The following is a 14,280-nucleotide window of genomic DNA, read 5'->3' on the forward strand; positions in this document are numbered from 1 at the left end:
AGACGCCGGATGGCCGAAACCCTTGCAATGCCCTTCACCGAATTGCCCACCGCGCCGGGCCAGATCCTGAGCCTTGCCGAGCGGACGATTATCATCACCGGCGCGGCGCAGGGGATCGGTCAGGCGGTCGCGCAGCTTTCCCACAATCTCGGCGCGTCGGTGGTCGCGGTCGACATGAATGGCGAGGCGCTGGACGCCTGGGCCGCGTCGGTCGGCGGCGAACGGGTGATGACGGCGGTCGGATCGGTCGGCGAGGAGGGCTTTGCCGAACAGGTGGTGGCAGACGCGGTCGCGCGCTTCGGCGATGTCGATGGGCTGGTCAACAATGCCGGCATTTCGCGCGCGGCGATGATCGAGAAGATGACCGCGCAGCAATGGCAGGACGTGCTGGGGATCAACCTGACCGGCGCCTTCTATTTCCTTCAGGCGGCCGGGCGGCACATGATTGCGCAGGCCAAGGCCGGCAAGCCGAGCCGCGCCTCGATCGTCAACATCTCGTCCGACGGCGGCCGGCGCGGATCGATCGGCCAGATCAATTACAGTTCGGCCAAATCGGGCATGTTCGGCCTGACGATGAGCGCGGCGCGCGAATGGGCCAAGCACGGCATTCGCGTCAATTCGGTCGCGTTCGGCGTGGTCGAGACGCCGATGACCGAGACGATCCGCGGCGACAAGTTCCGCGACGGGATGCTCGACATGATCCCGATGAAGCGCTTTTCCAACACCGCCGAAGTGGTGCCGCCGATCTGCTTCCTGCTTTCGGACGGCGCGTCGTACATCACCGGGCAGAATCTGTCGGTGAATGGCGGCTACACGATCAGTCTCTGAACGGCGGAGCGCAGCGATGGCGATCGATTACGACCGGCTGATGAAGATCGAGATCCCCGATGTGGAGCAGAGCTTCACCCGGCGCGATACGATGCTCTATGCGCTGGGCCTCGGCTTCGGGGCCGATCCGATGGACGCGCGGCAGCTGAAGTTCGTCTATGAGGACGGGCTGCAGGCGGTGCCGACCTGGGGCGTGATGCTGGCCTATGCCGGCTTCTGGATCCGCGAGCTGGATACCGGGATCGACTGGGTCAAAGTGGTCCATGGCGAGCAGGATGTTGTGCTGCACCGGCCGCTTCCCGTCGAAGGCACGGTGATCGGCAAGACCCGCGTCGTCGACATCTTCGACAAGGGCGAGGGCAAGGGCGCGATCGTGCTGTCGCGGCGCGACGTGTTCGACAAGGCGACCGGCGACCATCTCGCTTCGATGGACAATATGACCTTCTGCCGCGGCGATGGCGGCTTTGGCGGGACGGCGGTCGCGCCGCCACCGCCCCCGCCGATTCCGGATCGCACGCCCGATGCCGTTATCAGCCTCCAGACGCTGCCCCAGGCCGCGCTGATCTACCGGTTGAGCGGTGACTATAATCCGCTCCACGCCGATCCGGGCATCGCGGCAAAGGCAGGCTTTCCGCGGCCGATCCTGCATGGCCTCGCTACCTATGGCGTGGCCTGTCATGCGGTGCTGCAGGCGTGCTGCGATCATGATCCCGCGCGGATGGCATCGATCGGCGTGCGCTTCTCGTCGCCGGTCTATCCCGGCGAGACGATCGTGACCGAGATCTATCGCGATGGCGATGCGGTGCAGTTCCGCTCGCGCGTGGCGGAGCGCGATGTGATCGTGCTCCAGAACGGCCGCGCCCGCCTGCGTTGAGGCGGGCGCGCCTTTCTCAGATCGAATAGCCCCCGTCGAGCACCAGCCGCTGTCCGGTGATGTAGGACGAGCGGGCCGAGGCGAGGAACACCACGGCATCGGCGGCTTCGTCCACGCTGCCCATGCGCTTCAGCGCGTTGCCCGCCTTCATCTTCTTTTCGAACTCGGGGCTGAGGCCGTCCCACAGCCGATCCATCAGCCCGCCATCGATCACGCCCAGCGCGACCGAGTTGGCACGGATGCCGAACCGGCCTTCCTCGCGCGCGACGGCACGCACCAGCGATTCGATCCCGCCCTTGGGCCCGATGGACAGGATGTCCTTGGGCGAGAAATGGACCATCGCTGCCGAGCTGAGCGCGACGATCGCGCCCCCCCCGCCTGCGCGTAGCACGGGAATCGCAGCGTGGACGACGTTGAAGAAACTGAACAGGTCGTTCCGGATCGTATCCTGGAATTCCTGAACGCCGATTTCCGCGACATAGCCCATGCGCATATTGGCGCCGGTCGCAACGACGATGGTGTGGATGCGCCCGAACTCGGCCTGGACGGCATCGAAATAGGCGTTGGTCGCGTCGGTATCGGTGATGTCGAGCGACGCAAGGTGGAGCTTGCGGCCCAGCGCTGTGACTGCCGCGCCTGCTTCCTCGGCGGGTGCGCGGTTGCTGCGATAGGTGATCGCGACGTCGCTGCCGCTTTCGGCCAGCTTGCGGCAGACCGCGGCGCCGATACCGCCGCTGCCGCCGATGACGATGGCGACTCCTTCCGGAAAATCGGCGCGCGCGCCGGCACTCGTGTCAGTCATGAATTTGCCTCTCCCGAATGGATCGCGGGGTCAACCGCTGTTGCACGTTGTACAGATATATGCATATTGAATTCATATCAATGAACTATCGAGGGGCAGAGGGTGACGGTTACGGGTCCATTGGAGGGCGTACGGGTCCTGGATCTCACATCGGTGCTGATGGGTCCCTATGCCAGCCAGCTACTCGCCGAGATGGGCGCCGATGTGATCAAGGTCGAATCGCCCGATGGCGATATCGTCCGGCAAATCGGGAAGGCGCGGAACCCGGGAATGTCGGGCCTCTTCCTCACCGCCAATCGCGGCAAGCGCAGCATCGTGCTCGACCTGAAGGCGCCGGGCGACAAGGCGGAGCTGCTGCGGATCGCGCGCACCTGCGACGTGCTGCTGTACAATGTCCGGCCGCAGGCGATGGCCCGGCTGGGCCTTTCCTATGCCGAGGTCGCGGCCGCCAATCCGGCGATCATCTATGCCGGTGTGTTCGGCTATGCGGAGGGTGGCCCCTATTCGGGAAAGCCGGCCTATGACGATCTGATCCAGGGTGCGTCGGCGGCGGCGTCGCTGTTCATGATGACCGGCGGCGATCAGGCGCCGCGCTATATGCCGCTGGCCATTGCCGATCGCGTGGTCGGCATCCACGCGGTAAACTGCATCCTGGCGGCGCTGCGGCATCGGGACCGGACGGGGCAGGGACAGCAGGTCGACGTGCCGATGTTCGAGACGATGGTCTCGATGGTGCTCGGCGATCACCTTGCGGGACTTACCTTCGATCCGCCGCTCGACGAGGGCGGCTATGCGCGGCTGCTTGCGCAGGACCGCACGCCGCAACGGACCAGCGACGGCTATATCTGCGCGCTGATCTACAACGACAAGCATTGGAAGACCTTCTTCGAACTGCTCGGCCGCGATGATGCCGAGACCGATCCGCGCTATCGCAATCACGGCACCCGCACCGTGCATATCCGCGACATCTATCGCGAGTTGGGCCAGATTTTCCTGACCAAGACGACCGCGGAATGGATGGATCTGCTGGAAAAGGCCGACATCCCGGTGATGCCGCTGCACGATCTCCATTCGATCCTGCAAGATCCGCACCTCGTCGCGACCGGCTTTTTCGAGGAAGTCGATCATCCCAGCGAGGGGCGCATCCGCGGCATGCGGATTCCGAGCCGGTGGAGCGAGACCCAGCCGGCATCGCCGCGCCCCGCGCCGCGGCTTGGCGAGCATAGCGACGAGATCCGCGCCGAAGTGCGCGCGATCGAAGCCGCGCAGGACAAGCTCGTGGTTTGACGGCCATGCCGGTCCACGCCTCCGCTTCGATATCAGCTAAGGCCGATTTCCCGGCGCAGTTGCATCAGCGCGTCGGCCGGGCTGCGCTGGCCGGTCGTCCAGGTCGGTGCATTCTTCGGCGCGTCCTCGGGCACGTCGAATCGCATCGCGCGTTCGAACACCGTCGTGCGGCGATCGATCTTCCAGGCCCCCTCGCGATAGCCGAAGCGATCGACGTAGCGGGCGGACATGATCATATCGATCGGCAGGTCGGACGTGTCGGTGCCGCCCGAAATTACCGCGCGCGCCACCCGATCCTCGGTCGAATAGCGTTGCCACACCAGGCAATAGCTCTCGGCCGCGGCGGTCTCCGCATCGGCGAATTCGATGAAGACGTTGCCGATCATGTGTATCGACATCTCGATCCCGCGATGGCGGGCCTTCAGCGCTTCGATCAGCCCATCGACCGGGCCGACATAGATGCCGTGATCGTCGATCGCCCCCGGATGGAAGGCGCTGGCGGCAAGCGTCCAGTCGAGCCGGTCAACACCGCGGGTCCAGGCGAGAATCCGGTCGTGGATCTCGGCACGGGCAAGCAGCAGATCGATTCCGGTGGGTGCGGCGCTCGCCATGGCATTCTCTCCCGTCCTGTTCCGATGAACGGACTGCCTAATATCCATTATCGTGAAAATATAGTCTCCATATCAGTACAAATCACGCCGGAGTATCTGTAAATGGCAGGGCTGGAAACGACACTCGGCGCTGCGATTGATGCAACGGCAGCGGCGCATGGCGCCGAGCCGGCTTTCATCGCGGACGGCAAGGCGACCGACTATGCGACGCTCAAGCGCGATAGTGATGCTCTGGCGGCTGCGATGCTGCGCGACGGAGTTTGCAAGGGTGACCGGGTCGGCATCTGGCTGCCGACCAGCGCGGCCTGGCTGACGATCTTCTGTGCGGTGGCCCGGATCGGGGCGATCGCGGTGCCGGTGAACACGCGATATCAGGGCGAGGAGGTCCGGCATGTCCTGACGCATGCCGGTGTCTCGCTGCTGTTCGCGCAGCCGCGGATGTGGCGCACCGATGCGTTCGAAACCCTGTGTGCGATCAGTCCGGATCTGGCGGTCGCGCAAGACGTCAAGCTGACGCTGGAGGCGCTGCCAGATCTGCGCCGCATCGTGATGACCGAAGCGCATCCGGCGCGCGCGGTGGTTGCGCTCGCGGATTACGCCGCGGCGACATCGGGTGGACCGGCAATCTTTCCCGAAGTCGTGGAATCGGATTCCCTGTTGATCTGTTTCACTTCGGGCAGCACGGGCAGGCCGAAGGGCGTGGTGCACAGTCATCGCGTGTTGCGCCATTGCCGCCGGCTTGCCGAAATACAGGGGCTGAAGCCTGGCGAGCGATCGCTGGCGAACTGGCCGCTGCATCATGCGGGCGGGCTGTTCATCCTGCTGGTGCCGACCCTGCTGAGCGGTGCGGCGATGGTCGGGATCGCGCAATGGACCGGCAGCGACGCGCTGCGCCTGATCGAAGCCGAGCGGGTGACCGTGATCGGCGGGATTCCGACGCATTATCTCGATATGATCGATGATCCGGCGATGGGGCAGCGCGATCTCTCGTCGCTGCGCTATTGCTATATGGGCGGCGCCAATGTGGCGGGCGATGTGTTCGACCGGATCGTTCAGGCGCTGGACTGCGGGACGCTGCCGTCAACCTATGGGCTGACCGAGAACACGGTTTGCGCGACCTTCAACCTGCCGGGCGATCCGCCCGAATGGTGCAGCCGCAACATCGCACCGGTAGTCGCGGATTGCGAAGTGGCGATCGTCGATCCCGCCACCGGCGAGTCGGTGGCCGCGGGCGAGCCGGGCGAGATACGGTTCCGCGGCGCGACGGTGATGGACGGCTATTACAACGATCCCGACGCGACGGCCGCTGCGATCGATGCGGATGGCTGGTTGCGCACCGGCGATCTCGGCGTGCTGCATCCGAACGGCTATCTCCAGCCGACCGGCCGGTTGAAGGAGATGCTCAAGGTCGGCGGATCGAATGTGTCGCCGACAGAGGTGGAATCGGTGCTGATCGAGCATCCCGCGGCGCGCAACGCCGTCGTGGTGGGCGTGCCGGACCGCCGGTTGACCGAGGTCGCATTCGCTTTCGTCGAGCGACGACCGGGCTGCGACTCAAGCGAAGCGGAGATCATCGCCTTCTGCCGTCCGCGCATGGCCGACTATAAAGTGCCGCGCCACGTGCTGCTGCTGGACGAGCTGCCGCGGCTGAGCACCGGGAAGATCGATCGCGCGGTGCTGGCGTTGCAAGCGAAAGAGGCCGTTTCTCAGCTGGTTACGGAGAGCGGCGCTGTTTGAGATGGCGCAGAATCGGGTAATTCGTCCATAATTGCGAATAGCTTGTCCACATGTATGAACATCACTTGATCGCTTTCATACTCTGTGGTAGCAACTTCGAACGATGAAGCTGAGGGCGGCAAACGCCCCGCAACATCGCCCCGGTCACGCGTGGGAGAGGATTTTGCAGGTTCACGGCAACACGATCGGCGCAGTGCTGAGGGACGCGGCCGTGCGTGATGCGGATCGGCTGTTCCTGCGCTGTGGCCTTCGCGAAATCAGCTTCGCGCAAGCCGATGCGGCCGTCGATGTGCTGGCGTGCGTGCTGCTGGGGCGAGGCATGGGCCAAGGCTCGCGCATTGCCCTGCTGCTGCCCAGTATCGCTGAATTTCCACTGTATTTACTGGCCTGTGCGCGGATCGGTGCGGTCTGCATCCCGATCGGGACCCGCTATACAGGGTCCGAGATCGTCGATCTGCTGCGCCGGTCGCGCTCGGCGATGCTGATCCTGGGCGAGGTCGCCGATGGCCCCGATTTCGCCGCGCGCATCGCCGATGCGGCACCCGGATTCGATCCCTCGCGTCGCGATCATTGCGGCGGGTCCGTGCTTCCCGACCTGTCATGCGCGATCCGTGTGCCCGATCCGGTGGGGGCATCCACGCTGTTGTTGCCGGATGAGTCCGAGACCGGTCGCGAAGCGCTCGCGGCTGCGGAAGCGGCGGTAGAAATCCATGATCCTGTCGTTGTTGTCTATACTTCGGGCACGTCGGGCGTTCCCAAGGGCGCGGTTCACACCCATGCGATGCTGCGCAACTGCACCAACATGGTCCGCGCCTTCGCGATCACCCGCGACGACCGGATCCTGGGTCACATGCCGCTCTACCATGTCGCGGGTCTCTGCGCGGCGCTGATCCCGCCGTTGCTCTCGGGCGCTTCCGTCACCTTGGTTCGCAGCTGGGACGCCGCATCGGTCGCCGCGCTGATCGAGCGCGAGCGGATCACCATGTTCGGTGGGATCCCGACCCATTATGTCGACCTGCTCGATGCGGTGGCCGAAGGCGGGTTCGATACGTCGAGCCTGCGCACGGCATGGATCGGCGGCGCCACGATCAGCCCCGAGCTTGCCCGCCGCGCGGTGGACGAGCTTGGCCTGGGCGGGCTGCAGGCGATCTACGGGATGACCGAGACCACCTCCACGACCACGCTGACGCCGATCGGCGACGATCTGATGCGGGTCTGTGAGAACAAGGGCAAGCCGATCGGCGATTTCGAAATCGCGGTCGTCGATCCCGGGACCGGGCAGTGCTGTGCGGTTGGCGCGGCTGGCGAAGTTCGCGTCCGCGGCTATCTGGTCATGGCCGGGTATCTCGACGATCCCGAAGCGACCGCGCAGGCGATCGATGCCGATGGCTGGTTCCACACCGGCGATCTCGGTGCGTTCGACGATCAGGGCTATCTCCAGATCCGAGGGCGGCTGAAGGACGTGTTCCGCGTCGGCGGGTCGACGGTCAGCCCGGCCGAAGTCGAGGCGGCGATCGCGAAGCTCGATGGCGTGCGCCAGTCCGTCGTGGTCGGCGTCGCCGATCCGCGGCTGGGCGAGGTTGGCTTCGCGTTCATCCAGCCGGTTCAGGCGGGTGCAGTCACCCGGGCAGAGATCGACGCGCATCTTCGCGACCGGCTCGCCGGATACAAACGGCCTCGGTTCGTCCGCTTCGTCGATGCATTCCCGATGACTTCAACCGGCAAGCTGCGCCGCGAGGAATTGCGCCGCATCGCCGGTGAAGAAGCAAGCGCCGCGCAGGCGGCTGCGTGATCACAGACAACAACAAGCAGATAACAAAAGGAGAGGGGAGATCATGAAAACACAAATCAAGGCGATCCGGATCGCCGCGCTGACATCGGTATGCATCGGCATGTTCGCGGCCGGCTCGGCTCAGGCGCAGGAAGCGGCGCCCGCACCCGCGCCGCAGAGCGCCGAGCCGGAAGACTCCGGAGTCGAGATCGTCGTCACCGCGCGTCTCCGCAACGAGCGCCTGATGGAGACGCCGGTGGCAGTCACCGCGCTGGGTGGCGAGGATATCGCGCGCTACAATGCGGTCGATCTGACCAAGATCGGCGAACTGACCCCGACGGTGATCGTCAGCAGCACGCGTTCGACCGGTTCGGGTTCGATCGCGATCCGCGGCATCAGCTCGCCTGCGACCAACCAGGGTTTCGAACAGGCGGTGTCGGTGGCCATCGACGGCGTGCAGTCCTCGTCGGGCCGCGTCTCGTCGCTGGGCTTCTTCGACGTGCAGCAGGTCGAAGTGATGAAGGGGCCGCAGACCCTGTTCTTCGGCAAGAACAGCCCGGCGGGCGTGATCGCGATCACCACCGCGGGCCCGACCGATCAGATCGAGGTCGGCGGTCGTGTCTCCTATGAATTCGTGGCCGATGAAATCACCGGCGAAGGCTATATCGCCGGTCCGATCGCCGAAGGCCTGGGCGGCCGCGTCGCGGTCAAATATCGCAAGATGGAAGGCTGGCTCCACAACAATGCGCTGCGTGCGCCGAACCCGTTCTTCCCCGCATCGCTGCCGGCGACCCTGGGCACCCTGCCCGGGCGCCAGTCGGAGCGTGTGGGCGATGACGAGATCATGGGCCGCATCACGCTGCAGTTCGAGCCGACCGACAATTTCACCGTCACCGCCAAGGTATTTGGCACGCGCGGGCATGATCAGGGCGCGGGCGCCTATGCCCAGAATATCGGCCCCTGCTCGGACGGAAAGCCGCGCTCGTTCGGCGTTCCCGATCCCTATGGCGACTGCAAGGCTGACAATCAGATCAGCTATGGCGATCTGGTTCCGGTCGTGGCCGGGGCCCTCGCGCGCGGCGAGAATAATGGTCGTGCCCGCGGCCGCCAGTCGGCTTACATCGCCTCGCTCAACATGCAACTCGATCTCGGCAATGTGTCGATCACCTCGATCACCGGCCGCATGCAGCATTCGTACAAGAGCGTTGCGGGCCTGACCCAGACCAACGACAGCGGCCTGATCGTGCTCGAGGACACTTCGTATCGCAGCTTCAGCCAGGAACTGCGTTTCGCGACCAGCTTCGATGGTCCGATCAACGGCATGATCGGCCTCTATTATCAGGACACGCGCGATGATCTGTACAACGATGCCGTGTTCCGCGCGGACATCAGCTATCAGTCGGCAACCGGGCGTTTCGACACCTATGAGAAGCTCGCCTATCTCACCGGCCGCACCTATTCGGCATTCGGCCAGCTGAGCTGGGAGATCGTGCCTTCGCTCGAACTGTCGGGCGGTCTGCGCTGGACTTCCGAGAAGAAGTCGACCCGCAACCAGAATCTGTACGGCATCAATTCCGCACTGGGCGCCTTCAACACCTCGGCCACGGTGTTCCCGGGATCGAGCGATCCGACGCCGGGCATTCTTGCCGGCGAATTCTCGGACGACAATCTCTCGCCTGAAGTCACCCTGTCCTGGCATCCGGTGGCGGATACGACGATCTATGCGTCCTATCGCACCGGCTACAAGTCGGGTGGCTTCGGCATCACCAGCCCGATCCAGACCAACGCGACGCTCGGCGATATCGACTTCGATTCCGAAACCGTGTCGGGCGGTGAAATCGGCGCGAAAGGCGAGTTCTTCAATCGCCGGGTGCGCATGACCGCTTCGGCATTCTATTACGACTTCAAGAATCTTCAGGTCACGACCTATGACGCCGCGGCGATCCGCTACAAGATCAACAATGCGGGCCTGGTTCGCCAGCGCGGCTTCGAGATCGAAGGCGATTTCCGCGTCACGCCCAATCTGAAGATCCGCGGCGCCTTCGCTTATGTGAACAACCGCATCTCGGGCTATACCGGTCAGTGCTATGGCTACAGCATTCCGGTCGCCCAGGCGCTGACCGCGGCGGCGCCTCCGGGCTGCTCGTTCGTGCTCAACCCGAACGGCACGCGTTTCCAGACCGGGACCGGCGCCGCAGTGCTTCAGCAGGTGTTCGATGGCCGCGCGCCGGCGCGTTCGCCCGACTGGAGCGGGAATATCGGCTTCGACGCCAATTTCCCGACCGGCGGCGGTAAGGAGATCACGCTGACCGGCGATGGCTTCTACAGCTCGAGCTATTATGCCAGCGACTCCTATTCGCCGGCGGCGCTGCAGCGGGCCTTCTGGCGGTTCAACGCCAGCGTTCGCTTCGGCGATGAACAGGGCCGGTGGCAGTTCGCGCTGGTCGGACGCAATCTCACCAACAAATATTACCTGCTGTTCGCGGGCGATCGCACCGGTGGTGCCAGCGTTCCGCTGACGTTGGGCGAGCAGCGCGCGTCGGTGGCGCGCGGTCGCGAAATCGCGGCTCAGGTGAGCTTCAAGTTCTGACGATCCCCAGCCGGGCGGGCGGAGGCAAGACCTTCGCCCGCCCGTTTTCTTTATCCGGAGTTCCTCGTGTCCTGGCGCAATCTGTTCTTCGCCCCCGGTAACCGCCCCGATCTGCTCGGCAAGTTCGAACGGGTGCAGGCCGACAATTTCGTGATCGACCTGGAGGATGGAACCCCGCCGGACCACAAACAGGCAGCGCGAGAGGCGCTGGCCGACAATGTCGCGATGATCCGGGCAAAGCCGCTGTCCGGCCGGTTGCTGGTGCGCATCAATGCGATCGGAACGCCGGGCGCAGAGGCCGATCTGCAAGCGGCACTCGCGACTCCGATCGATGGCATCGTTCTTCCCAAGATCGAGAAGGCGTCGGATCTGGCGTGGATCGATGCCGAGGCCGGGCGTGCGGCACGGACCGATATCATCGTCGTCGGCGGCGTTGAGTCGCTGACCGGTATCCTCGACATTCGCGACTTCACCCGCGAGCCCGGGCGGCTCGTGGCACTCTATTTCGGACCCGAAGATATCGCGGCGCAGGCGGGCATGGAACGCACGGCCGAAAGCGACGAGGTCCTGTATGCGCGCCAGCGTGTCCTGCTCGCGGCCAAGGCTGCGGGGATCGGGGCGATCGATCAGGCCGTCGTCAATATCCACGATGCCGAAGCATTCGAGCGGGACTGCGCTCGCGCACGCCGCTGGGGCTTCGATGGCAAGATCTGCCTCAATCCGCGTCAGGCCGCCGATGCGTGCCGCTTCTTCACCCCCGCTCCGGAAGCGATCGATCGCGCCCGGCGGTTGCTCGCGGCCTATGCCGATGGTGCGGCGCAGGGGCGTGGCACCATCACTTTCGAAGGCGGGATGATCGATCAGCCGATGGTGATCCGCGCACGGGCCATATTGGCGGCGGCGGGGGAACCGGGCTGATGCCGCGGCACATCCCGCTCGATGCGCTGGACTTTGCGGAATTCGTTCGCCCCGGCGACGGAGTGATCTGGGGCCAGGTGGCGGGCGAGCCGCTGCCGCTCTCATCGCGGCTGATGGAACAGCGGTCGTCGATCGGCGGCCGATTCTCGATCTTTCTCGGCGCCAGTTTCTCGGACACGGTCCAGCCCGATCATGCCGATCATATCGACATGCGCGCGATCGGCGGCATTGCCGGCAACCGGCGGCTCGCCAAGGCGGGTGTGCTCGACGTGATCCCGACGCATATCTCGGCTGTCGCCGACTATATCCGCGACCGGCGGATTCCGGGCGACGTCGCGATGGTCCAGCTCTCGCCGCCCGACGCCGATGGCCGATACTCCTATTCGGTCGCCTCGGACTATATCGTTGCTGCGGTCGAGAATGCGCGCGTGGTGATCGGCGAAGTCAACGCATCGGCACCGCGTACCTCCGGACCGCATCGTATCGATCCCGAGCGGCTGGCCTGTATCGTCGAGACCGATCGCCCGGTGCTGGCCGTGCCCCCCGGCCGAATCGGTGACGCCGAGCGCCGCATTGCCGAACTGGCCGCCGAACTGATCCCGGATCGTGCGGTGCTGCAGGTCGGGATCGGTGCGGTGCCCGATGCGATCCTGACGCTGCTGGGCAATCACAAGGATCTGGGCGTGCATTCGGGCATGATCGGCGACGGCGTGATCGACCTGATCGAACGCGGCGTGGTGACCAATGCCTATAAGCTATTCGACCGGGGCGTGAGCGTCACCGGAACCATGGCCGGGACCGAGCGGCTCTACCGTTTTGCGCACGACAATCCGGCGATCGAGATGCGCAGCACGGATCATACCCATGGCGCGGCCGTGCTGGCGGCGATCCCGGGTCTGGTCTCGATCAACTCCGCAATCGAGGTCGACCTGACCGGTCAGGTGAATGCCGAGGAAGCGGCGGGCATGCATATCGGCGCAGTCGGCGGTGCGGTCGATTATGTTCGCGGTGCGCACAAGGCACGCGGCGGGCGTTCGATGATCGCGCTTTCGGCAACGGCCGGGGACGGCAAGATCAGCAAGGTCGTCTCCCGGCTCGGCGGAGCTGTTAGCACCGCGCGCAGCGACGTGGATGTCATCATCACCGAATTCGGCGTGGCCGAGCTGCGCGCGAAGTCGCTGCGCGAACGCGCCCGCGCGATGATCGCCATCGCCCATCCCGATTTTCGCGAGCAGCTCGCTGCCGATGCGCGCGCAATGTTCGGCGCCTGAACCGACGGAGAGAAACGTGTCAGACGTATTGTTCGAGATCCGCGGCCAGATCGCGATCATCACCATCAACCGCCCCGACACGATGAACGCGATCAACACCGGGGTTCGCGCAGGCCTGTACGAAGCCTTTGACCGGTTCGAGATTTCGAACCTGCGCGCGGCGGTGCTCACCGGCGCGGGCGATCGCGCATTCTGCGCGGGCATGGACCTGAAGGAAGCGGCGGCGATGGGCACCGGCGTGCCGCCGCGCGATTTCCTGCCGATTCTCGGCGACACGCTGACGGTCACCAAGCCGGTCATCGCCGCGGTGAACGGCATCGCCTATGCCGGCGGCTGGCTGTTCGCCCAGATGTGCGATCTGTGCGTGGCCAGCGAAAATGCCAGCTTCGCCATTACGGAGTCGCGGGTCGGACGCGGCATGCCCTGGGCAGTGCCGCTGGTGCATATGATCCCGCAACGCATCGCGCTCGAGCTGCTGATGACCGGCAACCCGATCAGTGCCCAGCGCGGCTATGAGGTCGGCTTCGTCAACCATGTGACTCCGCCCGGCGGCGCGCTGGAAAAGGCATTGGAACTGGCTGATCGCATCGCCGACGGCGCGCCGCTCACGGTGACCGCCGCCAAGGAAACGATGCGGATCGCGACCGAAATGGGCCGCAGCGCTGCGCTGATGGCGGCGCACCATATCTTCGAGCGCGTCTATCGCAGCCGCGACGCTCTGGAAGGGCCGCGCGCCTTTGCCGAGAAGCGCAAGCCGGACTGGAGCGGCGAATGAAGCGCCTGTCGGGCCGGACTGCGATCGTCACCGGCGCCGCGTCGGGGCTTGGGCTGGCGATTGCAGAGCGACTGTTGACCGAAGGTGCTTCGGTACTCGCGGTCGACCGTAACGGCCCGATGCTTGCGGCGTTGCCCGAAGCTGCGGGTCTTCGCACCTTCTGCATCGATCTGATGATCGACGATGCGCCGTCGGCCATTCTCGAGGCTTGTAGCGATGCGTTCGGCAAGCCCGATATTCTGGTCAATAATGCGGGGCAAGGCGACTCGCCGGGCCTGCTGGCGGCGACCGATGCGGACTTCGATCACTGGATCGGAATCAATCTGCGCACCTGTTTCCGCCTGTGCCGCGAAACGATGCCGGCGCTGCTGGAAACGCGCGGGATCATCGTCAACGTCGCCTCCACGCTTGGGCTGCAAGGCTATGGGATCCAGCCGCTCTACAGCGCCGCCAAGGCGGGGATCATCGGGCTGACGCGCCAGCTGTCGACCGAGTTTTCGGGCCGCGGCGTTCGCGTCAACGCAATCGCCCCCGGCGTGATCGCCACGCCTGCCACCGCGGCACGGCTGGACAGCCGGCGGTTCCAGGCCGCCGTGGTCGAGATCACCCCGATGGAGCGGGTTGGCAGGCCCGAGGAAGTGGCGGCTGCGGCGGCATTCCTGTGCAGCGACGATGCCAGCTTCGTCACGGGTCAGGTTCTCGCCGTCGATGGAGGCGCCACTACGGCCTGCTACGCCAGCAACAAGATGATCGGTCTTTTCGAAGCCGGCGGATGAGGAGAGGGCTTGACCGCGGCCCACCCTTCTGCAAGCTGAT

Annotated in this window: 12 protein-coding genes; 10 read left to right on the forward strand and 2 right to left on the reverse strand. The window is 65.1% G+C overall.

Annotation, left to right across the window (positions count from 1 at the left end):
- Positions 1-9: 9 nt before the first annotated feature.
- The gene (locus P1X14_RS06150; protein WP_277314440.1) at positions 10-828 is read left to right on the forward strand and encodes an SDR family oxidoreductase; all 819 of its coding nucleotides are present in this window, start codon (positions 10-12) and stop codon (positions 826-828) included.
- Between the two features lie 16 nt (positions 829-844).
- Entirely contained in the window at positions 845-1,702 is an 858-nt protein-coding gene (locus P1X14_RS06155; protein WP_277314441.1) for a MaoC/PaaZ C-terminal domain-containing protein, read from the forward strand.
- A gap of 16 nt (positions 1,703-1,718) precedes the next feature.
- Here the strand turns inward: P1X14_RS06155 and P1X14_RS06160 are convergent, their stop codons facing one another.
- On the reverse strand, positions 1,719-2,504 hold the full coding sequence (locus tag P1X14_RS06160) for an SDR family oxidoreductase (protein ID WP_277314442.1): 786 nt from the start codon (positions 2,502-2,504) through the stop codon (positions 1,719-1,721).
- Between the two features lie 102 nt (positions 2,505-2,606).
- Here P1X14_RS06160 and P1X14_RS06165 point away from each other — a divergent pair, with 102 nt between their 5' ends.
- Entirely contained in the window at positions 2,607-3,791 is a 1,185-nt protein-coding gene (locus P1X14_RS06165) for a CoA transferase (RefSeq protein ID WP_277314443.1), read from the forward strand.
- A gap of 32 nt (positions 3,792-3,823) precedes the next feature.
- On the opposite strand, the gene P1X14_RS06170 is transcribed toward P1X14_RS06165, so the two are convergent.
- Positions 3,824-4,402 carry a nuclear transport factor 2 family protein gene (locus P1X14_RS06170; protein WP_277314444.1) on the reverse strand — a complete coding sequence of 193 codons (579 nt, stop codon included), beginning with the start codon at positions 4,400-4,402 and terminating at the stop codon, positions 3,824-3,826.
- Between the two features lie 102 nt (positions 4,403-4,504).
- On the opposite strand from P1X14_RS06170, the gene P1X14_RS06175 reads away from it, so the two are divergent.
- The 7 genes from P1X14_RS06175 (at position 4,505) to P1X14_RS06205 (ending at position 14,240) form a co-directional block, all read left to right on the forward strand.
- A complete protein-coding gene (locus P1X14_RS06175) occupies positions 4,505-6,139 on the forward strand; it encodes a class I adenylate-forming enzyme family protein (protein ID WP_277314445.1) in 1,635 nt (544 codons plus the stop codon).
- A 211-nt stretch (positions 6,140-6,350) separates the two neighbouring features.
- The gene (locus P1X14_RS06180; RefSeq protein ID WP_277314446.1) at positions 6,351-7,931 is read left to right on the forward strand and encodes an AMP-binding protein; all 1,581 of its coding nucleotides are present in this window, start codon (positions 6,351-6,353) and stop codon (positions 7,929-7,931) included.
- A 43-nt stretch (positions 7,932-7,974) separates the two neighbouring features.
- Entirely contained in the window at positions 7,975-10,500 is a 2,526-nt protein-coding gene (locus P1X14_RS06185) for a TonB-dependent receptor (protein WP_277314447.1), read from the forward strand.
- A gap of 66 nt (positions 10,501-10,566) precedes the next feature.
- On the forward strand, positions 10,567-11,418 hold the full coding sequence (locus P1X14_RS06190) for a CoA ester lyase (protein ID WP_277314448.1): 852 nt from the start codon (positions 10,567-10,569) through the stop codon (positions 11,416-11,418).
- The gene (locus tag P1X14_RS06195; RefSeq protein ID WP_277314449.1) at positions 11,418-12,689 is read left to right on the forward strand and encodes an acetyl-CoA hydrolase/transferase C-terminal domain-containing protein; all 1,272 of its coding nucleotides are present in this window, start codon (positions 11,418-11,420) and stop codon (positions 12,687-12,689) included. Before P1X14_RS06190 ends, P1X14_RS06195 begins: the two co-directional genes overlap by 1 nt.
- A 16-nt stretch (positions 12,690-12,705) precedes the next feature.
- Complete coding sequence (locus P1X14_RS06200) at positions 12,706-13,464, forward strand: enoyl-CoA hydratase-related protein (protein WP_277314450.1); 759 nt, start codon at positions 12,706-12,708, stop codon at positions 13,462-13,464.
- On the forward strand, positions 13,461-14,240 hold the full coding sequence (locus P1X14_RS06205; RefSeq protein ID WP_277314451.1) for an SDR family NAD(P)-dependent oxidoreductase: 780 nt from the start codon (positions 13,461-13,463) through the stop codon (positions 14,238-14,240). Before P1X14_RS06200 ends, P1X14_RS06205 begins: the two co-directional genes overlap by 4 nt.
- The last annotated feature ends 40 nt before the right edge of the window (positions 14,241-14,280 follow it).

The organism is Sphingomonas sp. AOB5 (genome assembly GCF_029433115.1).
Lineage (GTDB): Bacteria > Pseudomonadota > Alphaproteobacteria > Sphingomonadales > Sphingomonadaceae > Sphingomonas.

Bases quoted from the DNA above. Each gene is read 5' to 3' on its own strand.
- P1X14_RS06150 (WP_277314440.1), top strand. From the start codon at position 10: ATGGCCGAAACCCTTGCAATGCCCTTCACCGAATTGCCCACCGCGCCG.
- P1X14_RS06155 (WP_277314441.1), top strand. From the start codon at position 845: ATGGCGATCGATTACGACCGGCTGATGAAGATCGAGATCCCCGATGTG.
- P1X14_RS06160 (WP_277314442.1), bottom strand. From the start codon at position 2,504: ATGACTGACACGAGTGCCGGCGCGCGCGCCGATTTTCCGGAAGGAGTC.
- P1X14_RS06170 (WP_277314444.1), bottom strand. From the start codon at position 4,402: ATGGCGAGCGCCGCACCCACCGGAATCGATCTGCTGCTTGCCCGTGCC.
- P1X14_RS06175 (WP_277314445.1), top strand. From the start codon at position 4,505: ATGGCAGGGCTGGAAACGACACTCGGCGCTGCGATTGATGCAACGGCA.
- P1X14_RS06185 (WP_277314447.1), top strand. From the start codon at position 7,975: ATGAAAACACAAATCAAGGCGATCCGGATCGCCGCGCTGACATCGGTA.
- P1X14_RS06195 (WP_277314449.1), top strand. From the start codon at position 11,418: ATGCCGCGGCACATCCCGCTCGATGCGCTGGACTTTGCGGAATTCGTT.
- P1X14_RS06205 (WP_277314451.1), top strand. From the start codon at position 13,461: ATGAAGCGCCTGTCGGGCCGGACTGCGATCGTCACCGGCGCCGCGTCG.